23 protein-coding genes are annotated in these 22398 nt (G+C 62.7%); 9 read left to right on the top strand and 14 right to left on the bottom strand.

Features of this window, described 5'->3' with window-relative positions; all coding sequences use genetic code 11:
- Positions 1-148: 148 nt before the first annotated feature.
- The gene (locus S2M10_RS09095; RefSeq protein ID WP_168845749.1) at positions 149-559 is read left to right on the top strand and encodes a hypothetical protein; all 411 of its coding nucleotides are present in this window, start codon (positions 149-151) and stop codon (positions 557-559) included.
- Here S2M10_RS09095 and S2M10_RS09090 read toward each other — a convergent pair.
- The 3 genes from S2M10_RS09090 to S2M10_RS09080 are packed head-to-tail and all read right to left on the bottom strand — an operon-like array spanning position 556 to position 3724.
- Positions 556-1599 carry a tyrosine-type recombinase/integrase gene (locus S2M10_RS09090; protein ID WP_168845748.1) on the bottom strand — a complete coding sequence of 348 codons (1044 nt, stop codon included), beginning with the start codon at positions 1597-1599 and terminating at the stop codon, positions 556-558. The two genes, S2M10_RS09095 and S2M10_RS09090, sit on opposite strands and share 4 nt — an antisense overlap.
- Positions 1596-2510 carry a tyrosine-type recombinase/integrase gene (locus S2M10_RS09085; protein WP_030093215.1) on the bottom strand — a complete coding sequence of 305 codons (915 nt, stop codon included), beginning with the start codon at positions 2508-2510 and terminating at the stop codon, positions 1596-1598. The genes S2M10_RS09090 and S2M10_RS09085 overlap by 4 nt, the downstream gene beginning before the upstream one ends.
- Positions 2507-3724: a tyrosine-type recombinase/integrase gene (locus S2M10_RS09080; protein ID WP_230190466.1), complete on the bottom strand. Its 1218-nt coding sequence runs from the start codon at positions 3722-3724 to the stop codon at positions 2507-2509. Before S2M10_RS09080 ends, S2M10_RS09085 begins: the two co-directional genes overlap by 4 nt.
- Between S2M10_RS09080 and S2M10_RS22655 the strand changes: the two genes are divergently transcribed.
- From S2M10_RS22655 to S2M10_RS09055, 6 genes are all read left to right on the top strand, one after another.
- On the top strand, positions 3695-3976 hold the full coding sequence (locus S2M10_RS22655) for a hypothetical protein (protein ID WP_230190467.1): 282 nt from the start codon (positions 3695-3697) through the stop codon (positions 3974-3976). The genes S2M10_RS09080 and S2M10_RS22655 overlap by 30 nt on opposite strands.
- Positions 3977-4174: 198 nt before the next feature.
- Positions 4175-5959, top strand: coding sequence for a strawberry notch C-terminal domain-containing protein (locus tag S2M10_RS09075; RefSeq protein ID WP_348770559.1), 1785 nt, complete (start codon positions 4175-4177; stop codon positions 5957-5959).
- A gap of 138 nt (positions 5960-6097) precedes the next feature.
- Positions 6098-6409, top strand: coding sequence for a hypothetical protein (locus S2M10_RS09070; protein WP_247650719.1), 312 nt, complete (start codon positions 6098-6100; stop codon positions 6407-6409).
- Positions 6410-6577: 168 nt separating this feature from the next.
- A complete protein-coding gene (locus S2M10_RS09065) occupies positions 6578-7768 on the top strand; it encodes a DUF932 domain-containing protein (protein ID WP_168845754.1) in 1191 nt (396 codons plus the stop codon).
- A 94-nt stretch (positions 7769-7862) separates the two neighbouring features.
- Complete coding sequence (locus S2M10_RS09060; protein ID WP_168845746.1) at positions 7863-8216, top strand: sigma factor-like helix-turn-helix DNA-binding protein; 354 nt, start codon at positions 7863-7865, stop codon at positions 8214-8216.
- A gap of 40 nt (positions 8217-8256) precedes the next feature.
- Positions 8257-8772: a hypothetical protein gene (locus S2M10_RS09055; protein ID WP_168845745.1), complete on the top strand. Its 516-nt coding sequence runs from the start codon at positions 8257-8259 to the stop codon at positions 8770-8772.
- Between the two features lie 93 nt (positions 8773-8865).
- Here S2M10_RS09055 and S2M10_RS09050 read toward each other — a convergent pair whose 3' ends face one another.
- From S2M10_RS09050 to S2M10_RS09030, 5 genes are all read right to left on the bottom strand, one after another.
- On the bottom strand, positions 8866-10107 hold the full coding sequence (locus tag S2M10_RS09050; protein ID WP_168845744.1) for an MBL fold metallo-hydrolase: 1242 nt from the start codon (positions 10105-10107) through the stop codon (positions 8866-8868).
- A 182-nt stretch (positions 10108-10289) separates the two neighbouring features.
- Positions 10290-11609 carry a hypothetical protein gene (locus tag S2M10_RS09045; protein WP_168845743.1) on the bottom strand — a complete coding sequence of 440 codons (1320 nt, stop codon included), beginning with the start codon at positions 11607-11609 and terminating at the stop codon, positions 10290-10292.
- The gene (locus S2M10_RS09040; RefSeq protein WP_168845742.1) at positions 11606-11896 is read right to left on the bottom strand and encodes a hypothetical protein; all 291 of its coding nucleotides are present in this window, start codon (positions 11894-11896) and stop codon (positions 11606-11608) included. The genes S2M10_RS09045 and S2M10_RS09040 overlap by 4 nt, the downstream gene beginning before the upstream one ends.
- 200 nt (positions 11897-12096) lie before the next feature.
- Complete coding sequence (locus S2M10_RS09035; RefSeq protein WP_168845741.1) at positions 12097-13422, bottom strand: hypothetical protein; 1326 nt, start codon at positions 13420-13422, stop codon at positions 12097-12099.
- 221 nt (positions 13423-13643) lie between these two features.
- The gene (locus S2M10_RS09030; RefSeq protein ID WP_168845753.1) at positions 13644-14255 is read right to left on the bottom strand and encodes an SOS response-associated peptidase; all 612 of its coding nucleotides are present in this window, start codon (positions 14253-14255) and stop codon (positions 13644-13646) included.
- Positions 14256-14402: 147 nt separating this feature from the next.
- Between S2M10_RS09030 and S2M10_RS09025 the strand changes: the two genes are divergently transcribed.
- Complete coding sequence (locus S2M10_RS09025) at positions 14403-14828, top strand: SOS response-associated peptidase family protein (RefSeq protein ID WP_168845740.1); 426 nt, start codon at positions 14403-14405, stop codon at positions 14826-14828.
- Positions 14829-14838: 10 nt separating this feature from the next.
- Positions 14839-15441 carry an alpha-ketoglutarate-dependent dioxygenase AlkB gene (locus S2M10_RS09020; RefSeq protein WP_247650718.1) on the top strand — a complete coding sequence of 201 codons (603 nt, stop codon included), beginning with the start codon at positions 14839-14841 and terminating at the stop codon, positions 15439-15441.
- 417 nt (positions 15442-15858) lie between these two features.
- Here the strand turns inward: S2M10_RS09020 and S2M10_RS22650 are convergent, their stop codons facing one another.
- The 6 genes from S2M10_RS22650 to S2M10_RS08990 form a co-directional block, all read right to left on the bottom strand.
- Positions 15859-18753, bottom strand: a complete 2895-nt coding sequence (locus S2M10_RS22650; protein WP_168845739.1) for an SEC-C metal-binding domain-containing protein — start codon at positions 18751-18753, stop codon at positions 15859-15861.
- A 325-nt stretch (positions 18754-19078) separates the two neighbouring features.
- Positions 19079-20179, bottom strand: a complete 1101-nt coding sequence (locus tag S2M10_RS09010; protein ID WP_168845738.1) for a DUF4238 domain-containing protein — start codon at positions 20177-20179, stop codon at positions 19079-19081.
- Between the two features lie 14 nt (positions 20180-20193).
- Positions 20194-20370: a hypothetical protein gene (locus tag S2M10_RS09005; protein ID WP_168845737.1), complete on the bottom strand. Its 177-nt coding sequence runs from the start codon at positions 20368-20370 to the stop codon at positions 20194-20196.
- 6 nt (positions 20371-20376) lie between these two features.
- Complete coding sequence (locus S2M10_RS09000) at positions 20377-20787, bottom strand: CopD family protein (protein ID WP_211090954.1); 411 nt, start codon at positions 20785-20787, stop codon at positions 20377-20379.
- The gene (locus tag S2M10_RS08995; protein ID WP_211090953.1) at positions 20784-21140 is read right to left on the bottom strand and encodes a DUF3817 domain-containing protein; all 357 of its coding nucleotides are present in this window, start codon (positions 21138-21140) and stop codon (positions 20784-20786) included. The genes S2M10_RS09000 and S2M10_RS08995 overlap by 4 nt, the downstream gene beginning before the upstream one ends.
- Positions 21141-21157: 17 nt before the next feature.
- Positions 21158-21760 (bottom strand): TetR/AcrR family transcriptional regulator, encoded by a 603-nt coding sequence (locus S2M10_RS08990; RefSeq protein ID WP_168845736.1) that lies wholly within the window; start codon positions 21758-21760, stop codon positions 21158-21160.
- Positions 21761-22398: the final 638 nt, after the last annotated feature.

Raw genomic sequence — 22398 nt, 5'->3', positions numbered from 1 at the left:
GGATGCGAGCCTGATGGAGTGGCTGGATACCCTGTGAAATAATGCGAAGGTCGTGGTGACAAGTGCCCTTGCTTTGCGGGCCTACACCGCGTTCCTTCGCATTATCGCTTCCTCGCGATAAGCGCTCATCCATCAGAATCTGGGCGAGGTGCTGGCAGCCACCAACATCGTCGATGGCATCAGCGGTCGCGCGCTCAATGCGCAGGCCAAAGGGGCCGCGCTCTCCCGGTTCGAGAGCGCGAAGCAACGCTTCTTCGGCCAGTTGCTGATCGCGATGAAATTGCCGACCGTGATCGCTGCGATCGAGAAGGATGTCGCAGAGGGCCGTCATGCGGTCGTCCAGCTGGTCACGACCGCGGAGGCGATGCTCGACCGGCGCCTCGCGAGCCTCTCGGCAGACGAACGCGCCCATCTCGATATCGAACTGTCGCCACGCGAATTTCTGTTATCTGGATCTCCAGATAAAACCGCTTCTTTGCAGTCGAGATTTATGTCGAGCGGTTCGCGCGCAGGCGCGGATTTACGGGATGAAGACATCGGTTTTACTCCAGATAATTAAGGTGACTGGATGCCAGGCGCGCTACGGCCCCGGGGCGATGCTCGTTTTCGAACGTCGTTGAGCATCATGATCAGCGGATCCGCTGGCGGCCTGAAGCGGCCTGGCTTGACCAATGGCGACCCATGCGCAGCGAGGATTTGCAGCTTTTCCTCGGGGTCGGCCCGCAGATAGGCTTCCGTGCTCTGGATACTGGCATGCCCAAGCCAGAGCGCCACTTTGCGGATGTCGCCGGTCGCAGCGAGCGTGTGCATCGCGCAGGAATGCCGGAGCACGTGGGGCGTGACCCGCTTGCGCAGCAGCGACGGCTGCTTCTTCGCCGCCGTGGCTACATGCTTGGCGAGCCTGAACGCAAATCCGTCGCGCGTCATCGGCTCGCCATGAGCGTTCAGAAATATCTCCATCGCCTGACATTGCGGGCGAACAGCAAGCCAGGCCCGAAGACTTGCCTGTGTCTCGCGCCAGAGAGGGAGGATGCGTTCGCGCCGCCCCTTGCCGATGATGTGGACCGTTGCGAGCGAGCGTTCCGGAAAGTCCTGCATCTGTAGCGACAACAACTCGGCGACCCGCAGACCGCCAGCGTAGGCGAGGTGCAACATGGCGCGATCCCGGGTGCCCAGGCGAGACTGAGGATCGGGTGCATCGAGCAGCGCGGTGATCTCGTCCCGCGTCAGATAGTCGATCAGGGTCGTGTCGGTCCGCTTTGTCGGCACGGCACGTACACGCAGCGCGAGATCGAGGCAGGCTGGGATGCGATACTCGACGTAACGGAAGAACGCCCGGATCGCCGCAAGCCTGGCATTGCGGGTTCTGGGACTGTTCTTCCTTGCCTCCTCCGAATGGTCGAGAAACGCCATGATCAGCGCGGGATCGAAATCCTCAATCGTCAAGTCGGTGGGGCGCCGCTTCAGGTGGTTGGCTGCGAACCGGACCAGAAGCGCGAAGCAGTTCGCGTAGGTCGTCACCGTATGTGGGCTGACGTTGCGTTCGCGAGGCAGATGTTCGCGCAGGAACGCAGCGAGATGGGTGGCGAGCGCGGTCATGCTGCGTCTCCTCGGAAAAGCTGCTCACCTGCTGCGGCGATGTCACGAAGGAGGACCGGTGTTGCTTCGAGATACCAGTATGTGTTGGCTACATCCGTATGGCCAAGATAGGTGCTGAGCGCTGCTAAGTGATGCCGGATCGCCTCCCGATCGTGCTGGCAGGACTCCAGCGACCGAACGGCGAAGGTGTGCCTCAGGTCGTGGACGCGAATGCCCTTGGTTCCGGTCGGACCGCGGAAACCCAGCTTACGAGCCAATCTGACGAAGACGATGTGAACGACCGTCTGGTGTGGCGCCCGGCCTCTCGTGGTGACGAACAGATCATCGCCGCGGGCGTTCAGCCTTCTGCGAATGCTGAGATACGTATCGAGCGCCTCTCGCGTTGATGGCTGGATCGGCAGGAGGCGTTGCTTGCCGAATTTGCCGTTCCGGATAACGAGGCCGTCGTCGACCACATCATTACACTGGAGTGCGAGCGCCTCGGATATCCGCAGGCCGGTCGTCGCCAGCAGGCCGAACAGGTAGTGGTAAGTATGCGGGCTGATCTTGCCTTTGGGCGGAAGATCAAGGGCGGCCTGCATGATCGCTCTGAGTTGTTCGGGCTCGATGATATGTGGTGTCGGGCGGCGTCGCTTCCCTCTTCCGAAGACGCCTGCTGGCGGCACCTGATGCTGCTGATCCTCGGCATGGGCATAGAGGCAGAAGCGGCGGAGGTGGTCGAACCTGTCCCGGGCCACGTTCTGGGAACTGGCCGATCGGCACCAATCGTAGATCCGCTCGACTTTGATGTGCCGATCGCCGAGGTCGTTGGCATAGCTGGCAAAGAGACGGAGCCACCGTTCCTGCGCGTCAAACTTGCGGCCGAAACTGCGATGTAACGCGACATAGCGTTCGATCTGAGCGTTCATCATGCCGCGTCTCCCGGCCAATCCTGAGCGACCTTGAGCAGCATCGGGACGTCGACCTTGGCGTAGATGGCGGTGGTCGCCGGGGAACGGTGGCGCAGGATCGTGCCGACCGATTCAAGGCCGGCGCCGGCGCGCAGCATCCGTGTTGCCAGAGAATGCCGGAAGGCATGGGCACCCGTCGGCACGCCCTCGATGGCGCCCCGATGGAATACACGCGCTACGATGCCTGCGATCTCGGCCGACGAGTTGAACGGCCGGAATGGAGGTTGCACCCGAACGAACAACCGCTCCTCGTCTATCGGTGGGCGGGCCCGCTCGATATAGTCGAGGATCGCATCCCCTACATCCTGGGGCAGCGGCAGGCGATCGGGCCGCCTGCTCTTGCCGCATACCCTCAGACATCCTTCGTTCCAGTCGATATCCGCTAGACGGAGCTGCCAAATGTCACCGGCTCGCAGGCCGAGCCTGGCAAGTAGAAGGATGATGGCCTTGTCACGAATCTCGACCGCAGTATCGGTTTTGCAGGACGCAATGATCCCCTCGACCGTCGCCTCGTCCATATAGCGTGGCAGGGTGCCGAGCCGATAGCGCCTGATGGGCGGAAAGGCATGTTGCAACGCCGCGTCACACTCCCCGCGTGAGACAAGAAAGCGCACATAGCTCCGTATGATGCCGGCGACGGTCGGTGCAGAACCGGGCACCTCGGTGATGCGGTGGCTAACGATTCTTCTGATGGTAGCCGCGTCCAGATCCGATGGCGGACCGAGCAACAAATACCAGCGCTTCACTTCGTCGCTGTAACGACGGATCGTCGCAGCCGAACTGCCGCAATGGGCCTTCAGCCAAGCCTTATAGGCTGTCAGATCCTCGTCTTCATACGGTTGGCTCTCTGCCTGCGGAAGTATCTGCCGGTCGCGCAAAAATCCAAGGAAGCGCCGCGCGCCCTTACTGCGGCGTAACGGACCGTGATGGCCGATCAGCGTTCCGCGCTTGCGGTAAACCGGGCAACGACAGCTGTGGCCAGCATACAAGGCAACATGCTTATCAGTGACATCCTGCCAGCGCAGGCGAGAAACGCGCACCCACGCGGCAAAGTGCGCTGCCTCCGAACGGTAGCTCTTGATGCTCGCCGCGCTGTAATGCTCCTGCACGAGGAATGTCGCGTAATCCGCCAACGCCGTGTCCAGATGATCGATATCATCGGGCACGGCGACCATACCCCGGTCCTCCAGGAAGCGAACAAACCGCCGAACCTTGCTGGTGAACTTCGGACGGTTGGGCTCATGGCGGGAAAAACCCCGACAGCGACACCGATGCTTCTCGAAGCGGCGGACGACAGCGTCATCAACAATCGAGACCGCGATGCCCTGCTGATCGATCCAGTACAGGAAATGGCGAGCGGCCGTTTTGTAAAGCCCCGCTGCAACTGCCGCAGTCCCCAGAAGAGAAGAGTGGAAGGCGGTGGATAGAGTATCTGGGGTGGGAGTGTCTCCCGTCCAGGGCTTGGGCCGTCCGTATGAAACGACCGTTTTTGGCGACGTCATAGATCCTCCAGCTTGTTGGGGCTGGGGGCACCTTAATTATCTGGAGTAAAATCGATGTCTTCATCCCGTAAATCCGCGCCTGCGTGCGAACCGCTCGACATAAATCTCGACTGCAAAGAATATATGATCGATTATCTCAAGTCGGCCTTCCCGACCCGGATGATGCAGGTCTTCAAGGGAACTGACGACAAACTCCGCTCGGAGCCGATGATCGATGGCGATGGCTCGCCGGTGCTTTGCCAGGCCGCTATCGAGGCCCGTGAGGACCTCATCGAGCAACTTTGTGCGATGCCCCCGATCCCGGGTGCGCTGGATGAGTTGATCCGGCATTTCGGCACGGTTGCTGTCGCCGAAGTCACGGGCAGGACCCGTCGCATCGTGCTCGACGCCAGTGGCCGCCAGCAGATCGAGCGGCGAACCGCCCGCAGCAACATCGCCGAGGCCGACGCCTTCATGTCCGGGCGCAAGGCGATCCTTGCCTTCTCCGATGCTGGCGGAACCGGTCGCAGCTATCATGCCGATCGCAACTGTCCGAGCGCTCATCGGCGGCGAGTCCATTATCTCCTCGAGCCGGGCTGGCGCGCGTCGAGCGCGATCCAGGGGCTGGGGCGTTCCAACCGGACGAACCAGGCCACCGCCCCGATCTTCCGCCCCGTGACCACCGACTGCTGTGGCGAGCGCCGCTTTATCAGCACAATAGCCCGACGGCTGGACAGTCTCGGCGCGCTCACGCGGGGACAGCGACAAACGGGCGGGCAAAACCTGTTCGATCCCGCCGATAATCTTGAGAGCGACTATGCCAAGGACGCGCTCGGCCAATGGTATCATCTGCTCTATCTCGGCAAGCTTACCAGCGTATCGCTGGGCGAGTTCGCGCGGATGACGGGGCTCAAGCTGCTCGACGATGAGGGCGGCGGGCTTCTCGACACGCTCCCGCCGATCCAGCGCTGGCTGAACCGATTGCTCGCGCTGCGGATCGGTACGCAGAACGCGATCTTCGAGGAGTATCTGGCGCTGATCCAGGCACGCATCGACGCCGCGCGCGATGCCGGCACGCTCGATATCGGCGTCGAGACGATCAAGGCCGAGCGCATCGTCCAGCTCGACGAGCAGATCCTGCGCCGCGACCCGGTCACCGGCGCGGAAACCAGGCTCTCACGCCTCGAGCTTCACCGCAGGCCTCGCGCCACCTCCTTTGCCCGCCTTATGGAACTCTGGTCGGAAAACGACGGTATCGCGTTCCTGAAGAACGGTCGCTCCGGTCGTGTCGCGCTCAGGGTGCCTTCCTGGTCGATCCTCGACAATGAAGGTCAGTCAATCCGTGTCTGGGAATTGATCCGGCCCGCCGGGACCGAGCGCATCCGGCATGCGAAGCTCGCGGAAAGCAATTGGGACATCGTCGATGCCGCCCTTTTCGAGGCGGCCTGGGAGGCCGAATGTGCCGAGATCGCCACAAGGGTCGATGTGCAGACGATCAACATTGCCACGGGGCTGCTCCTCCCGGTCTGGAACCGCTTGCCGGACGACGATGTCAGGGTCTGGCGCATCTCGGACGACGCGGGCCACTCCGTCCTCGGAAGGATCGTTTCTCCGTCCGGCTTCGAGAAGCTTTCCCAGGCCTTCGGCGTGACGATGGCAATCACCCTGTTGCCTGCGGAGATCGTTGCCGCCGCGCGCGCCTCAGACGGCGTCGCTATTCCCGGGCTGGCGGGATCGCGTCTCCAGCGATCCTATGTCAACGACGAAGCACGGCTGGAGATCAAGGGTTTCCCGCCCGAGAAGCGCGAGTGGCTGAAGTCGATCGGCTGCTTCACCGAGATCATCAGTTACAAGACGCGCCTCTTCGTGCCGACCACCCGGGCCGAAGAGACCCTCGGCCTCATCCAACAGAGTTCGGGCTGCGTATGACCGGTCCGGGGAGCTCGGCGCGCCTCAGAATCACCGTCCTTTGCGACTCTCACGGTTGCGGGTCTGCCCACCGAGGAAGGGGAGGAGGGACTGAACGGGGTCGGCGAATGGGTCGCCGATGAACCTCGGAGACCTGCCATGGCCGATCCCACGCCCGATCCAATCAGCGAACTCTTCGTCGAGTCCTTCAACCTCGATCTCACCGACCTGCACTCCACCGCCCGCGTTGCGCTGCCGACGGGCGGCAATCACACCGATACGCTGGAATTGCGCGATGACGACGGGAACTTCCTATGCTTCGTGCCGGCCGATGCGTCCCCAGAGATGGTCGCGATTGCCTACCGCCTCTACGGTCAGGGCCTCAACATCGGTGTCCGCGCCGGCGAGGCGGCTGCATGGGCGAAACTGCGCCATCTGATCGGCGCCGCCGCGGCGACCGAGGCATCCTGAAGCGTACGGCGCCTCGCCGGCGCCAGGCCTGCGACGGACCTCTTCCAACCGTTCTGATCGGCACAAGCGTGAGCCCTCCCCACCGGAGGAGGGAAGGGGGCGGTGAGTGGCGTGCGGCGGGGCATCGGCGACGATGCCCTGCGCGCTCAGCAGCTCAGGAGATTTCCCATGAATATGATCGCCACGCTCGATCGCCCGGTGTCGGGATCGTACAAGGTCGATATCAGTCGCGGCCGCAACGTCAGCCGTGTGTCCTCGGAATGGTTCTCGCGGCCCGAAGACGAGCGCTACATGTCACTGTCGAGCCTTTATGACAGGGTTCTCGCCCGCGCCGAGGCCGCGACCACGCGCATCGTCGAGAGCCGCGCTGTCCGGGTCGAGGCGCGCAGCGACAATCCCGAGCGCCTGTCGCTTCTGGTGCCAGGCAGCGACCTGCCGGTTGCACCCACTAACTGGTCGTTCGGCCAGATGTGCAGCCTGGTCGGCGCCCCCGCATCCTATTTACGCGACCTTCCCGCCGCCCTCGCCGGGATAAATCTGCAGCATGGTCTGATCGCTCATCGCGGCGAGCAGGTGAAGCTCCTTCAGACGCATGACGGCCGCACCGAACTGCGCGCTGTCACCGGCCCGGACTATGGCCGTATCTGGGACCATGAGCTGGTCGCTGCGGTAATGAAGTTCGCAGGCGACGGCGTCGGCGATACGCGCTGGAAGGTGCCGGGCGTGCTCGATTGGGGGACGATGCGCTACAACCCCTATGTCGACGTCACGCGCGACACGACGACGCTCTATGCATCCGATCGCGACGTCTTCCTCTTCCTTGTTGACGACACGCACCCGATCGAGGCCGGGAAGTTGCCCAACGGCGACCCGGATCTCTATTTCCGGGGCTTCTACTGCTGGAATTCCGAGGTCGGCTCCAAAACGCTCGGAATCGCGACCTTCTACTTGCGTGCGGTGTGCATGAACCGGAATCTCTGGGGCGTGGAAAATTTCCAGGAGATCAATATCCGCCATTCCAAGTTCGCAGCCAGCCGCTTCGCGCAGCAGGCGGAACCGGCCTTGACCCACTTCGCCGATTCCTCGCCATCGCATTTCATCGACGGCATCAGGACGGCGCGTGAACGGATCGTGGCACGGACTGACGAAGATCGCAGCAGCTTCCTGCGCAATCGCGGCTTCTCCAAATCGGACACCGCGAAGGTGATCGCCACGGTCCTCGACGAAGAAGGCCACCCAGCCGCATCCCTCTACGATTTCGTTCAGGGCATAACCGCCGTGGCGCGCCACAAGACCCACCAGGACGACCGCCTCGACCTTGAAGGCAAGGCTCGAAAGCTGCTCGAGCGCGCAAACTGATCCCCGGCGCCGTTCTGGCCGTCAGGGCTTTCTCGCCGCGGCGGACGCCGACGGCTGGTCCGGCGCCGGCTCCATCAATGAGGGGAGAGCCCCGATGAGGCGCCTTTTCCAGCAAATACTTCGATTTCTGCGGTGCCGCGTGCGGCCAGGCTGGAAGATCGAAGCGTACGACGCATCGGTGCGGGGCTTTGTTGACCCAGCTCCGACACGCGCGCCCGGGCGTCCTGTCGATGCGTCCGCCTACCGTACGGCGCTCGCTTCGCTGTCGGCCGGGCGGCGCGAACTCCTCCAACTGCATCAGATTGATGGCTTGTCCTTCATCGAGATCGCCGAGATGAAGGGCACCTCTGCGACCGATGTGGAGCGCGAAATTGGCGCTGCACTCGGCCAGCTCGCGGTCTGCCTCGAAGCCGATGTCGATGCTCCGCCGAGCCCGCCCTCCGATTGAAGGGTTGATCGGGCGAAGCCATTTGGGCTGTCTTGCGCTGATGATCCGCCTCAGCAACTCGTTGGTGCAACGTCGCGCCCTCTACAGCCGGCTTCTCGCGACCCTGCCGGAAGTAGTGATGCTCGACATATCGGCGCCGTTTGCCGGCCCGACCCTCCCGCTCGGGCGCTATTATCCCATCATCGTCGAAACCGATGCCGAGCGAACCGAGCTGGATGCCTTCCTCGAGATTGAACGGGAAGCGGTCGTCATTCCCGCTCTCCTCGATCGCCGTCCGTCGTCGCTGACGACAACCCAGATCACGCTGGCGCAATATGCTCAGCCAGCTGCGGATTGGCCGTTCCTGCTATTATGCCACTGGCCGCGCCCGTACACCGAACTCGTCGCGGCACCTGCCGACATGTTCGCGCGGGAGCACTACACGATAGAGGTGCTGGGCACGGCCGCCGAACTTCACGATCGGAGCCGATTGCTGCTCGACACTCTTCGATCCGAACAGGAGATCCAGGTCAACATCGTGCCCGCGACCGGACCGGCGATCCGCGGGAACGCCTGAGAAGTCGGCGGTTGCTCGGTCGATCCCGGCGTTGGCTGTCCATAGTCCCGGCTCATTCGATCAGACGCCGGCCGCACGCCGCTGCGGCCTCGCCTAGATCTTCGTGATCGTCTCGCGGAATCGCGATTCGAGGCGCTTTGTCACATGGACGAGCCGCAAGTCGGCTTCGTCGATCGCCTCGACAACTTCCGGCGAGGGATGCCGATATCCTTCTTCCCGTTCATCGGCGGCCGCGATGCAAATGCGCAACGGCGCCCTGAGCAGGTCGCTGTGGAAGTTTGCCTTGGAGCCATGGTGCGGAAGCAGCAATGTGCGCGTCAGCGCCAGTTCGCGGCGATAGAAAGATCGCCATTTGGCGCGGGGCTGGGTGGACTTCAGCTTGGCATCGCCGGTGCCGATCCAGCCTGGCGATTCAGTGTCCGTGATCATTTCCCATCCCCAATGATTCTCCATCCTTGCGCGGACCTTCCATGCGTCCGTTTTTGTCTCCGGACCGGAGTACAGCGACATCGACACCGCATTATGCTTTTTGCCGCTGCCGTCGGTCAGGATCGCTTCGTAACAGCGGCGCAGCTTCGTACGCCCGTCGGGCGTCTTCAAAAGGATCTTGAGCGCCTCTAGGTCGATTGCCGTTCCAGGCGGGACGCCGAGCGCTGCCAGGATCTTCTTCTCAAACTGACGGACCCTGTCGTCGCTCACGCGCGGGACGAAGGGCTTGAGGATCCAGTTAAGGGGCGCTCCGCCAAGAACGACCGCGATATGGGCGTTCACCTCCATCTCCAGAACCTCCGCCTGGCCGGCGGCACCTTGCGTGACGGGTCGCGTACGACCCTTCTCAATCAGGCACGGGCCGCGTCCCTCGCCGCGCGGTTCAGGGTCGGGCCGCTCCGGAGGCCGCTCGGAGAACAGGTCGGGGTCGTTACCGTTGCGCACGAACACGACGCGCCCCACGCCGCGGCTGCCGAACCACGCAGCCGGCTCGAACTGGGCTTGAACGAGCGATGCGGTGAGGCGCCGGTCCTCCGCCTCCGCTTCGGCAAGCGCCATCAGGCGCTGGCTCGTGGATAGATACGGGAGATAGACCGTCCGGACATCGAGCCTGGCGAGCAAGGTATCGAGACCGTCGACATGATCTCCGTCGAGATGCGATACGAACAGCGCGTCGACCTGGGGAACGCGCCGCGCATAGGCCGCTACGATCGGCTCGAGATTGGAAACGTTGCGGGCACCGCAATCATAGACATAGTGGATTGTCCCGCCGGCGGTCTCGATTGCCCCAGTCGAAAAGCAGCCTTGGCCAACCGGCCACTGAGCCCTGATAATCCGCACGCGCATCCACTCCGATCCGAAATCTCAACCTCACCGCAATTCACCCTTTTGCGCATTCCGAGAGGTGTCGCATGCTCCTCTTCGCGGTGAACCCCTAAAATCTGATGCTAGCCGGCCTGGTTAAGCCGTTGAATCAGGGAGGATCGCGGCCCGGAACCACGCTAGCGGCGACGGCGCGAATCCATTGGTTATTTGCTCAGCGTGAAGGACTTGCCGACGAAGATCGCGAACTTGAAGTCATCGTCCTTGGTGAGATAGCCGAACCGCAAACCACCCATAAGACCGTTATCCTCGTCGCGCGCGAAATAGATCGGCAGGTCCAGCGCGACGTCATTCGAGAGCGCATCATATTCGAGGCGCGGCCCGAACCCGAGGTCCCGGATCAGTCCATAATCGCTGATCGGGAGAAGATAGCGAAACTCCGGCGCGAGGACGATCTTGTCCGTACGCGTTGGTCCCGCGAGTGGCCCAGGCACGCATGTAACCGTCGTCGCTCCGGCCGCTGGGACCGGGCAGGTCGTATTCGCCTTCTCCGCCTCGAACGACCGCATATAGTCCGCATCGAAACTGAACGATCCGCGATCAACCGGGAAGAAGGTCATGCCAGCGCCAGCGCTGAACGACACTTTGCGATCCGTCTGTTTGGCGAGACCCGGCACCGGGTAATAGTTGAATTCGTCATAACCGAGCGCGCCGCGTAGCGAGAGCGCAAAGCTCTTCTGGAGCGTCCCTCGCGCGTAATCGCGCTCATATTCCTCAAACTCTCCGCGTGTCATGAAGGCTTTCTTGAACTCGGGATCGAGCCTCGTGCAGCCTTTAGGGTATGCAGGAACCGCTCGTCGGCAGCGTTCCCGGGCCCTTTTCAGGATGGCGTGCTGGCTATCCGCGCTGTTGGTCAGAACCCGGCCGCTGAAGAATGTGTAGCCAAATTCGAGCTTCGACCCGGTCGCTAGTCCGTCCAGCGTGGCGAATGGGGTCTCGTCATCCTTGGACAGAGGCGTCGACAGCGTGAGATTGAAGCTGTCATTGTAGATTGGCACGATGCCGTTCCGCTCGGTGCCGCCTCGGTCCTTCGACCGGGTGAAGGCAAGCGTGGCCTGCCCACCCCCTGTGCCGCCGATCAGTTCGAATGCGGCGACTGAACCGTCCTTCAGCGGGGCGAGCGGTCGGTCGATCGGTCCGGGAGGTGCCACCTGCCATGGGGCATCCTGTGCCGCGGTCTGAACCGGAGGCGACGGCCGGGGGCCGGTGTCCGGCACCGTGAGATCGATGCTGGGAATTTGACCTTGCGGCGGGGGTATAGCTGCAGTCTGGGTCTGCGGGGCTTCGGTGGCAGGTCCCAGGCGTCCCTCGACCGCGCTCAGGCGCTCTTCTAGCGTCTTGATCCTGTCCTGGGCGGCGTCGAGTTGGGCCTCAAGCTGCGCCACTCTTGCCTTGTCATCCTGGGCGAGCGAAGGCGTCGCCAGCACGAGTGCGCCAGCTGCGAGCAGGATAGCTACGCGCCTCATGCGGCCACCGTGAATTCGTCGCTGGAATGCGTCACGCCATAATGCGTTTCCACCTCGGCAACGAGTGGCGCGATGACCTGGCCTCCGGACTTGTCGAAGCTCACCGTCGTGCTCGCGCCCTTCGGCCCCTCGCAATAGACGGTGACCTCATACTTCGTCCCCGACCATATAAAGACGTTGATCTCGTCGCTATTCTCGAAGGGGAGCACGCGATTATCGATCAGGACAAGCGTGCGCTTGACGAGCTTGTTATCCTTGCGCGTGACTTTGACAAGTGTTTTTGCCATAGCAACCTCCCCCCAAGGAAACGAGAACGCCATAAGAATATAATGGCGAGAGGAGACTGCGGTATTGTCGGACGCTTGTCTATTATTATCCGACAATGCTCCACTTTGGACTTAACGGCTAGAAACGGCAAATTTGCCAATCAAATGCAGCACTTCGTGCGGCCAAATGGAGAGCGCTCCTGCTCCCATCATGACCTTGGTCACGCCAATGACCAAAGGAAGTCTTCGCGACTCGACTTTGCCGCGGGGCCGGCCGCAGCCTCGACCATGGCCGCAACAACCCTTCGGGCGAGGCTGCGAGCCTTGTTGCGATCGGCGCTCGGTACCTTGTCAGCAAATGATCGCCCGTGGACGAAGCGGCTGCGCAACTCGAACAGCTCCTCATAGACCGTCGCTGCCGCCGGATCCTGCAAGAGCGCCGCTATGCGCGCCTCCAGCCGTTTGCCGGGGGCCAATTTTGCGTTGCCCGGCGGCGCCTTGCCCCGATCGGCCAACATCCCGAGCGCGGCTTCGATGGTCGTCATATGCGCCATGATCTGATCCATCCCTTCGGTGAAATAGCCGCGGACCAGAAAATGCTGGATCGGTGTCGAGAAAAGGTCCGACTGTGCTGCCATAAGGATCTTGTCCCATCGCGCCTGATCGAGCCTGGCGAGACTCTCATCGGCCTGGCCCGACAGATACAACGTTACCGGACGCTCATATTCCTCGCCGCGCGGGCCATAAGCCTCTTCAAAGGTCAGGGCCTCCGCCGTGGGGGGCGTGCGAGGACGAACGAACAGGTCGCCTGTCTCCAGATGGACCCAGGGAATCAGGAACCCACGCCAGTCTCCGCCGACGCCAACGAGCGAGGTCCACTCTTCCCACGGCTCGAGCAGAAGCGGGAAGAGAGCCTGAGTGACCGCGGGCGCATATTGTCCGGCATGAACATCGATCGCGCCCAGATCGCTGGCCATGTCATAAAAGAAGGGCAGGGCACGCCGCCCGATCTCGGGCACCATTTCCTCGGTCTCCTCGACCACCAGCCATTGGACCCATGACAGGCGAGCGCTGTCGAGCCGGTGGGAGGGGTAAAGGCGACGAAGGGCGCAGTCGTCGAACAAGTCAGCCAGTTCGTCCTTCCCGAACTTGCGCAGCGTGACCGGTCCGAAGGCCATTTCCGGCAGGTCGTCGGCAAGATCCAGCGGGCAGAGGTAACGCCGTGTGATGGATCGCGCCTCAAGCGCGGCCACCAAGCGCGCGGCTGCCTCGTCGACTGTGACGTCGCCTTTCTCGGCTTCAGCTCTTTGTGAGCAGGGCAGCCCGAGTGCGCGCAGGGCGTCGGACAGTGCGAAGTGCAGGCCGAAACTGGCCTTCGCGGCTGGGTAATACGCCTCGCAATGCCTCGCGAAAGCGACGAATGCCGGGTCCGCCAGGAGGTTGTCCGGGCCGGGTGGCGGCAGCGACCAGAGGGGCTGGAGCACCGCCCGCATGGTTTCGAGCTTCACCCCGGCATCGAGTGACTGGGATATCGTTTCGTCGGTCATGGCAGCACAGTAGCGGCTTGGAATGGCGCACCAAGAACCGTTTCGGTAGCGCTTCGGACGGACCTGCCTATTGGAAGGGCAGGCATCAAGGCATGGAGCCGCTCCCTATAACCGTGGCCACCTGACCCGTCGCGACAACTTGATTGCCTTGATTGCCGGATGCGCCGCACAGCGCCACAAGCTCTCCTCCAGGCGGGCGACGGCGTGGCTCGTCCTTCCAGTCACACCAGCAGCGGCTCTTGCGGGGGGTAGACCCTGGTCGCGGGGAGGCTTCCCTTCGGGAGGACCTTGAGCACGTCTTGCGCGGGCACGGACGGGTCGAGCCAGTCCGCCCATTGATCGCGCGTGAGGGGGATGATCTGGCGCCGGTGAAAGGGCGCGATGTCATCGCCCGGCTCCATCGTCAGCATCGTGAACGCCTCGCCGATCTCGGGGTGCGAGCGCCAGATGCCCGCGATGCAGAACCAGCGATGGTCCGCGAGCGTGAACAGCCATTTGGTCTTGCGCTTGTGCCCCGGCTCGGGCGGCGTGAATTCATAAAAGCCATCGGCAAGGATCAGACACCGGCGGGACGTGAACTCGCGGTCGTCCGAACGGAAATTATAGACGGGCTTGCCGCCGGGCCCTGGCCAGCTCCACCTACGGTTGATCAGCTCACCTGCGCCGCGTTCGCCCTCGACGCTGCGCACGATCGGGGCGATGTCGGTGATATTGATGTCCTCGCGCGCGGCGACATTCGGCGTGCCCTCCGGCATCTTGATCTTGATCTTGAGGTCGTCGAAATCCTCGGCGATCGAGGCGATGTCCACCTCGAGACGGTAATCGTTGCACATTGCTCGTTTCGACTCCTTGCGGCTCGCTGTCGTTCCTTTTATGTTCCACGAATGGACTCGGCACCGACGCCCTTTGATACCGATGCGCCGCTTGGCAGCCGGCGCGCCATCATCCGGCGCAATCCGGAGGATGTCCAAGAAGTAGAGATGGTCGAGGCGACCTGGGGTTCCAATCCTCGGTTCAGCGACGGCATCGCCTATCGCTTCGTTCGCTCCGAGGGACAGACCTTTCCCAGCCATCGCTGCCTGATCCCGGCCTCCGAATTTCACATGACCGTCGGCGACCGCCGCTATCGGGTGACGCTAGACGGCGGCAATTTCTTCTATCTCACGGGGGTCTGGGAACCGCCCCTGGGGGATTGGCCGCTTTCCTACCGCATCGTCACCGTCGCCGCGAACCCCGAAGTCTCCCGTTTCCAGGATCGCCACGGCGCGATCATCCATCGTCGCCAAGTGATGCAGTGGCTCGATCTCACGGTTCCTGTGGGTGACCTCCTCGAGACGCCGCCCGCGCGAACCTTCGTCATCGAAGAAACCACGAGCGGCGCGCGCCAGCCTGTGCTGGCGCTCTGATCGCTGCGCCATGAGCATGTTCCAGTCGTTCGCAGGGTGCGGCCAGGCCGATCTGTTCGGCGCACCTTTGCCGCCCGGGCTCGCCTATTCTGAGGCGTTCATCACGCCGTTCGATGAGCAGGGGCTGATCGCGGCGATCGACCACGCTGAGCTAAGCCCGTTCCGGTTTCAGCAGTGGACGGGGAGGCGGCTCACCCACAGCTATGGCTGGCGCTATGATTTCGAGACGGGCGTGTTCGCGCCCGCCGACCCGATTCCGGATTGGCTGGAGGCGCTGAAGGCAAGGGCATCCGGCTTCGCCGGACTGACGCCCGGTGATCTCGTCCAGGCACTGCTCATTCGCTACGATCCAGGGGCCGGAATCGGGTGGCACAAGGACCGACCCGTGTTTGAACACGTCATCGGCGTATCGCTCGGCAGCGAAGCCGCGATGCGGTTTCGCCGTCGGACCAGTGCCGGTTTTGAGAGGATGTCGGCGCCGGTGGCGCCGCGCTCGATCTATCATCTCTCCGGCGAAATCCGCCACGATTGGGAGCATAGTATCGTGCCGATGGAGACGCCGCGCTGGTCGGTGACCTTCCGCAGTCTGGCGACGCCGCAGCGACGAACATGAGAAGCCGCGACGCGTATCCGCGTTGTTTCGGCGTCGACGGAACCACGCCCGCAAGCGCGATGGCCTTGCCTCTCGCGAATTCGGCAGGGGTCTAATTGCTCAGCCCGGCTCAACACGGATTTTGAGCAAGCGTCCGACTCTTGGAGGAATGAGGGAGAAGGAATGGCGTGCCGCCGGGTTGTGCGTGCGCGTTCGCGCCTGGTTCCGGGTCGAAAGCGCTCGCATGCCGGACCTGGTGAAAAGCTGCAGCAGGATGCGCCCGAACGGGAAGGAAGGCGCGTCCCACCATCCGTCGCCGTGTGTATGCGCGGCCACCCCGGCTTCCGCCCGGCGGCACAGTCAAGCACATGCGTCGGACGACATTCGAGTTGCGGTGCATATCCACCGCTCGCACTCCAGCCATCGCTGATCTGAGGCCTAGCGACCGTGACACCGTTTGTATTTCTGTCCTGAGCCGCAAGGGCAGCGCTCATTCCGGCCAACCTTTTTGCGTGCCTCAACGGACGGCGTTGCGCCGCTCCGCCGGTCGAAGAGGGCCTGGAGCGGCGGAGGAACATCGACACGACGCTGGGGAGGGCCTCCATAGCGCCGGACGTCACTGATGATCTGCTTCTGGTCCTGAAAGGCGGCGCGATGGTTGGGATCCATCGCTTCCTCATATGGACGAAGGCGCTCGACCTCATTTGCTGCCGCCTGATGGTCGCCGCAGTAGGCCAGCACTACTGCATAGAGCGCTCGAAGTTCGAGCACGTCGGAGGTGAGGCCGATGGCCTGGATGACCGGGAAGATGTTGCGTTCAATGGTGTACCGGGCAGACACAAAGTCATTCACCCAAACCAGTTCGTCGACCAGGTCCATCCCGACGCGAACGAAGGATGAGAATGCCTGCGCGAGTTCGTAGAATTTCATCGCATGAATGCGCGCCATGGTGGAGCGCTGGCTCTTCCGGCCGGCTGCCTGCGCGAGGAGATCGAGTGTGTCAGCTAGATGTTTCAGTTGATCGGTAACATCACGGCCCTTGGGAAGGAGCGGCCGCAACTGCGGCGGATTACGGCCGATGACATCGGCTGGTGTTAATCCCAGCGCTTCGTAATATTCTTCCACCAACTTGCCCGCTTCGGCAACGGCTGTCGTGTTGTCTCCCAGCTTGAATAAGGCGAGTGCCCGATTGTAGCGGAATACGCGCATATGCTCGGGCTTGGCGGGCACCCGGCCTTCGACGAGTCCAAGCATTTCCTGAACCCCGGCGGCATTACCGATCATGGACATGAGCAGCATGCGCTTCATGCCCCAAGCAAGCCACTCATCCTCACCGAGGTCATGCTCGTCGAGAAGAGCCTTCATCGCATCGATGCGGGCCTCGCCTGGCTCGAATTGCCCTGTGCGAAGATCGTTGAAGACAAGGCCATCGAGCGCCCAAAGCCGGATTTCGGCTTCTCCATCGCCATCGGCCGCGATTGCCAGCAGGTAAGGTTCAATCTCAGGCCAGACGCCCATTTCATGAAAGAGCTCGTCAGTCGCGAACTGGACCAGGATCATCGCATCCCCCAGTTGACCGAACAGACGAATGAGAAGGCCGAGCTTTCCGATGCTCCAGTCCTGCCGGATTGAGCGAATGATTATGCCGCGAAGAACCTCCTGCACCTTCTTCTCAAGATCAGGACCGCGCGCCGCCAGCTCGCCTTTGCCGAGCATCCTCACAGCGTCGTGTATCTTGAGGCCCGTCACGCCAAACAGCTCGAGCGCCCCGGTAGAGGGTAGCGCTCTCAAGCGGGCCGCTGCACCCTTCGCATCAAGACCACATGTCTCTTGCAGCAGCTGGGTCGCCTCGTCCTTGGAGAGGGCGACATCGGCAACGCTCAGTAGGGCAATGGTTTCGCGCGCGTCGGCGGGCAGACCCTCGAACGCCCTTTTCAAAATAATTTCCTGCGCCGTTTCGACAATGTGCGTCTGTGCCTCCACATCTTCGCAGAAGGCGCGGATCGCTCCACCATAGTCACGCGCGGCGACCGCTGCCGCGTTGAGGACATAGAAGGGCAGGCCGCCCGTCAGCCGCGAAAGGCGCTCACAGTCCGCGAAATTCGCAAGGCAGCCAGCATCGTGCGCGGCCGCTGCAATAGTATCCTCATCCCAGCCGTTGAGCGCTTCGGCCTGGATATTGAAACCGGCCTCAAGCGCAGCGATCCCTGGGCCAGGCTGGCAGAGAAGCAGCAGACGCAAGTGCGGCGCGCGGCTGACGATGGCCTCAATGTCGGAGGCAGGAATGCGATGGGCGTTGTCGATGACAACGTCGGCATGCAGGCCCTCTTGGCCGAGCGTGACGCTCAAGGTCCCGAGCATGTCGAGACCACTGGCGCCCGGCAGCAGAATCTCACCGAGCTTGCCGCTCGAACGCCCGTATATCCTCCCGGCGACCTCACGCGCGACGGCGGAGGCAAGCGCAGCACCGGGCATCTCGACGACATCGATATAGGTGACAGGAAGGGGGGCGTGCTGCGCGGCTTCTGCGACCCAGGCTGTCTTGCCGGCACCAGAAAGCCCTGCGATGATGCGGACTGGCTTCTCTGCCAGCAGCGCTGGCTCGTTCATCTGCGCGCGGTAGACTGATGGGGGTGCCGGCAACTCCTGCATCTGAACGACAAGCTGCTCGAACAGGCCGGGCAGTTCTGCTCGTGTGAAGCTGTGATCCTTGCGTGGCGGCGATCCAGCCGATGCGAGCATGACGAGGCTCGCCAGCTTCCAGGTCAGTGTCTCGGGCCGTAGCAACGCGAACGGGAGCTGGCCCGCGAGTTCCGAGCAAACCGCGACGGCGTCGGCGAGATCGCGAGGCGGACGGGGCAGGCAAGACGGGGTCCCCTCAGGACCATCGGGCCAGTGCAACTCGACATCTTCCGGCCAATCGGACGTGGCAATCTGCTTTTCCAAGGGGCCGTTCGGCGCAGCATTGGAAGCGATCACGAAACTCGGGCTGCCCGGACGCGCGCCCTTGCGGTGCTCCTCCCTTATTTCCTCGAAACGCTCCAGAGCGCCCGAAATGTCGCCCGCAGCCAGTTTATCGGTACGCGTCTTGACCTGAACATAAATCCGCCGGTCAGGCAGAACGATCTCAATGTCTTCGTCGCCTTCGACGACGATCCGCTCCACCCCGGCTGCTCCCGCGAGCAGCAGGCATGCCGCGCCAAACAGGTGCTGATAGAGGAAGCCGCGATGGACTGCCTCGATCCGAATGAGCTGTTTTTCGTCGATGACCGAAATGCCATCAACCGGGAAAATTTCGCCGCTGGAAGTCGCGGCCTCTAAGTCTTCGGCCAAGCGAACCTCGCGATCGAGCAGATGGTGAGCGGAGGATAGCGCAAGACCCCGATCATGTCACGATCCTGCGGGAATGTTACGCCTCGGTTCTACTATTAACCTATTCTTCTTTCAGAGCTATTCGTCCCCTTTGGGGTTCTTCCACTGAAGATCAGTACGCCGCAGATTTGTCTTCGCAGCACTTCAAAGGCTCCCCTCCATCCCTCCTTCGGACAGCAAAGGAGAACAGCGAGAATGGATTTAGATCAAGAATAGCGCCGGTGCTCGTTGCGCGTATCCAGGATCCCACAGGATGCCGCGATCGCTGCCTCGCCGACCGACGCGCCTAGACCGACACCTTGCGATATCCGTCGCCGCGCACAAATCCGGCCTCCAGGCACCACTCGCGCGTGAGGCCGGCGCCCGTGTTGTTCGAATAGGCGCTGGCATTTGACCGGAATCGCAAGAATGACGGCCATGAGGTGGGGGAGGGGTGATTGGTCTTGACGTGTACCATCGCCTTTTCGCCGTTGCGGATGTCTGTTATGGGCTTAACCGCATAGTACTCACCCCAGTCATTGGTCTCCTCCAGCACAAGATGCGTGACGGTGTGGCGGCTTGAGGGGCGTCGATCCGCGACGAGTTTCGCCGCCGCAAGATGGTCCTCTCTGCGGTCCCAGTGTCGGAAATAGATGTTCGAGGCGCAGCCGAGGACCTGCATGGCGTTGAGCGCCGCGATATCAGCAGGCTTCGTTCCGTCGACCCAGTGCGCTCTTGCCTCGCTGCTGTAGACTGCGCCGTCGTATAGGATCGCGCAAAGCTGCGAATTCAGCGGCAAAGCAAAGATCGCGCCGGCCGATTTCACTCCGAAGCTGTTCAGTGCCTTGTGCCGGCGTTGGAGATGCAGTCGGTTCGTCAGGATCGCGGGGTTGTCCGACGTGACGAAGGGCATGTCCGTGTGATTGCGGACCAGGCAAAGCTTCAGGTCATCGACGATCTTCATGGTCTCATTGAAGTGCAGCATCGCTGCCTGCACCGCCGCCAACATAGCCACTCGCATCGGTGGAACCGAGATGTCGGAGCCCGGTACGTCCTGCAGCGCCAGAACCATTTCGCTAGCGGCTCGCGAAGCGGATTCAGTCCTAAGATACTGGAGATAGGCAAAGCGCTTCAGCACGATGTTCACCCGCCCATCGACGGTTGGGTGACCATCCTCAAGAAGCCGCACCACTTCGCCGTAATGGTTCTCGACGAAGTTTATCGCGCTCTCGAGCTTGGGGTCCTTTCCGTAGAAATAGTCGCTCGAACACTGGTTTCTGACCGGCGCATTCGGGATCGGCTTCATCTGGCGCAGGTTAATCAGACTGATCGCCAGATTTTCGCCGTCGAGGCTGAACGGCCTCAGATGAACCTTCGGTACGAAATGCTGATTCTTGTTGAACGCCATTTTCTCGCCTGCCGCTAGTCGCGCGCTGCGCCGCGGATCACTCGCCGCGAAAAGTCGTCGACGGCCAGGTCTTCCAGCGCCTCGAGGGCATTCTCAGGTCGCTCTGTCGTCATTCGGAGCACTATGCCGCGTTCGATCCTTTCAGGCGAGGATTCACCAGTGCAGTTCGGAACAGCGGCAGCGGCGATCACGCGATATCAGAACGGTTTCAGCACCACGAGCAGTGCAATGATGGTCACCGAAGCCGCTATGAAGGCGGCGGTATGGCTGGCCCGCATTGCGGCCGGCGGCGGATCGCCCCGGCGAAGACGCCGCAGCCTGCCCGACTGGATCCCGTGGAGACCCGTCAAGGCAACGACCAGGGTCAGCTTCGCCCACAACCACGGACTCGCGAACCATGCCCCCTCGGCTGCGATCGCCGCGCCGGTCAGCCAGACGGCGAGTATCGCCGGCACGGTGACCCGGCGATCCCAGGTGGAGACGAGCGCCGTGATCCCGGCATCGCCGCGCTGACCCGCGGCCACGGCAAATGCCTGGGAGAACAGACCCCCGACGAAGAGGAGGACGCACGCCACATGCAGCGCCTTCACCACCAGATAGGGGATCATGGCAAGGCCGGCTGGTCGGCAGCGAGCTCCACCTGCTTTCGCCGCAGGAGCCCCGCGTTGAGAAAGCCCCCGAACGGCACGAATGCGCCGAGGCTCAGCCGCGCTATTTCAGAGCGTGACCAGCCTCCGGCCGAGACGGTCGCGATCACGCACCAGGCATAAGCGACGAACGCGGCACCATGGACGGGCCCCATGATCCTCGTCGCCAGCGCATAGCCGAACGCATGTTTGAGCGGCACGGCGATCAGGACAAGCACCAGCAAGGTGGTGGCCTCGACGAGAGAGACCAGACGCAGCCTTTTGATCTGTGCCCGATCCTCGGCCATCGCGATGGGGTCCACGCGCTCCAGCATGCCGTTCGCCTCCTTGCTTAGAGGTGCGCGGGATCGGCGCCGCAGCGCTGGAGCAGTGCGATGAGTGCAAACTGGGCGCGCTGATCGGCTTGCGGATCGCGGTGGAAGCGCATCGAACTATGATGGGCCAGATAGATGCCGCCCAGTTCCCAGACGAGCTGGTCCCGATCCGTCTGGGCGTGGAGATGACCCAAATCCACCGCCTGCTGCACATGATCGCGCAGCAGGGTTCGCCATTTCGCGTCGAGCGCGGCGACCGCGTCGCGAACCATACCGGGTGCGTCGTCGAGCTCGAACAGCGCGGCGGCGATGGGGCAGCCGCCGCGCAGCCCCGCCCGCGCTGACCAGCCGAACCACAAACCCACCAGCGCCATCAGCCGCGGAAGCCCTTCGGGGTTGCGCATCGCCGGTTCCACGACGTGCTTGTCGGCGAGCCGTGCGGCCTCCTCGAGCAGCGCGACCTCCAGTGCTTCGCGCGATTTGAAATGCGCGAACAGGCCGCTCTTCGAAAGTCCGGTTGCCTCCGCCAGCCGGCCGATCGTCACCGAAGTGAGTCCCCCCTCACTCAGGGTGTTCAATCCCTCTTCGATCACTCTGGCTCGAGTCGCGTTCGCTTTCATGCAGTGTGTGTACGAACGGTCGTGCTATTTCACAAGGTCGCATTGGTAGCTGGGCTGGGCATATTACCCAAGGATAACGTTCGCGTGACGTGGGGACGTGTCCGTATTTGCTAAGCGTCGCCCACGCGGCACTTTCGGCGCCGGTGCCGGTGGAGGCAGTGCGGGTTCGCTGGGTGACCGCCGTCACGATCGTGCTCGGTCTGCTGCCGCCCCTATTTGGCGCGTCGGTTCTGGTCCGTGGCGTGCTCGATTGGATGCGGTCTGTGCTGCGTAGCCAAACTGGCTGAGCCTCTTCGCCCGGCCGTTTCAACGGTGCGCCCGGCAGCGGTACCGCGCCGGGGCGATCGGTCGGTGCGGGAGGCCGTCGCGCCGGTTCCTGCCCACCGGGCATTGAGTCCCATGGGCGGTGGGGGGGCGCGTATCGGTTCGGGGACGATCCGGCGATTGCCCGCTGCGCGGGCACCGGCGCTCTATCTCCGCTTCGCTCCGACCGAGCTCGGGCTGCGCCCGATCTCGGTAGGGTAGACGCGAGACGCCTCTTTCGAGGACGCCTCAGCGCCTCCCCCCGAACCGTGCTTGCACCTTTCAATGCACACGGCTCTCCATTCCGCTGGGCATCCGACCGCCGTGGTGAGCGA

The organism is Sphingomonas sp. S2M10 (assembly GCF_012650175.1).
Lineage (GTDB): Bacteria > Pseudomonadota > Alphaproteobacteria > Sphingomonadales > Sphingomonadaceae > Sphingomonas.
This window is presented reverse-complemented; position numbering and strand designations above follow the sequence as displayed.

What these genes read in the sequence shown, in the direction of transcription:
- S2M10_RS09045 (WP_168845743.1), bottom strand. Translation starts at nt 11,609, where the DNA reads ATGAGGCGCGTAGCTATCCTGCTCGCAGCTGGCGCACTCGTGCTGGCG.
- S2M10_RS09090 (WP_168845748.1), bottom strand. Translation starts at nt 1,599, where the DNA reads ATGACCGCGCTCGCCACCCATCTCGCTGCGTTCCTGCGCGAACATCTG.
- S2M10_RS09085 (WP_030093215.1), bottom strand. Translation starts at nt 2,510, where the DNA reads ATGATGAACGCTCAGATCGAACGCTATGTCGCGTTACATCGCAGTTTC.
- S2M10_RS09040 (WP_168845742.1), bottom strand. Translation starts at nt 11,896, where the DNA reads ATGGCAAAAACACTTGTCAAAGTCACGCGCAAGGATAACAAGCTCGTC.
- S2M10_RS09055 (WP_168845745.1), top strand. Translation starts at nt 8,257, where the DNA reads ATGATCCGCCTCAGCAACTCGTTGGTGCAACGTCGCGCCCTCTACAGC.
- S2M10_RS08990 (WP_168845736.1), bottom strand. Translation starts at nt 21,760, where the DNA reads ATGAAAGCGAACGCGACTCGAGCCAGAGTGATCGAAGAGGGATTGAAC.
- S2M10_RS09065 (WP_168845754.1), top strand. Translation starts at nt 6,578, where the DNA reads ATGAATATGATCGCCACGCTCGATCGCCCGGTGTCGGGATCGTACAAG.
- S2M10_RS09080 (WP_230190466.1), bottom strand. Translation starts at nt 3,724, where the DNA reads ATGGTCGCCGTGCCCGATGATATCGATCATCTGGACACGGCGTTGGCG.
- S2M10_RS09000 (WP_211090954.1), bottom strand. Translation starts at nt 20,787, where the DNA reads ATGATCCCCTATCTGGTGGTGAAGGCGCTGCATGTGGCGTGCGTCCTC.
- S2M10_RS09030 (WP_168845753.1), bottom strand. Translation starts at nt 14,255, where the DNA reads ATGTGCAACGATTACCGTCTCGAGGTGGACATCGCCTCGATCGCCGAG.
- S2M10_RS09025 (WP_168845740.1), top strand. Translation starts at nt 14,403, where the DNA reads ATGGTCGAGGCGACCTGGGGTTCCAATCCTCGGTTCAGCGACGGCATC.
- S2M10_RS09035 (WP_168845741.1), bottom strand. Translation starts at nt 13,422, where the DNA reads ATGACCGACGAAACGATATCCCAGTCACTCGATGCCGGGGTGAAGCTC.
- S2M10_RS09020 (WP_247650718.1), top strand. Translation starts at nt 14,839, where the DNA reads ATGAGCATGTTCCAGTCGTTCGCAGGGTGCGGCCAGGCCGATCTGTTC.
- S2M10_RS09070 (WP_247650719.1), top strand. Translation starts at nt 6,098, where the DNA reads ATGGCCGATCCCACGCCCGATCCAATCAGCGAACTCTTCGTCGAGTCC.
- S2M10_RS08995 (WP_211090953.1), bottom strand. Translation starts at nt 21,140, where the DNA reads ATGCTGGAGCGCGTGGACCCCATCGCGATGGCCGAGGATCGGGCACAG.
- S2M10_RS22655 (WP_230190467.1), top strand. Translation starts at nt 3,695, where the DNA reads ATGATCGATATCATCGGGCACGGCGACCATACCCCGGTCCTCCAGGAA.
- S2M10_RS09075 (WP_348770559.1), top strand. Translation starts at nt 4,175, where the DNA reads ATGATCGATTATCTCAAGTCGGCCTTCCCGACCCGGATGATGCAGGTC.
- S2M10_RS09010 (WP_168845738.1), bottom strand. Translation starts at nt 20,179, where the DNA reads ATGGCGTTCAACAAGAATCAGCATTTCGTACCGAAGGTTCATCTGAGG.
- S2M10_RS09060 (WP_168845746.1), top strand. Translation starts at nt 7,863, where the DNA reads ATGAGGCGCCTTTTCCAGCAAATACTTCGATTTCTGCGGTGCCGCGTG.
- S2M10_RS09050 (WP_168845744.1), bottom strand. Translation starts at nt 10,107, where the DNA reads ATGCGCGTGCGGATTATCAGGGCTCAGTGGCCGGTTGGCCAAGGCTGC.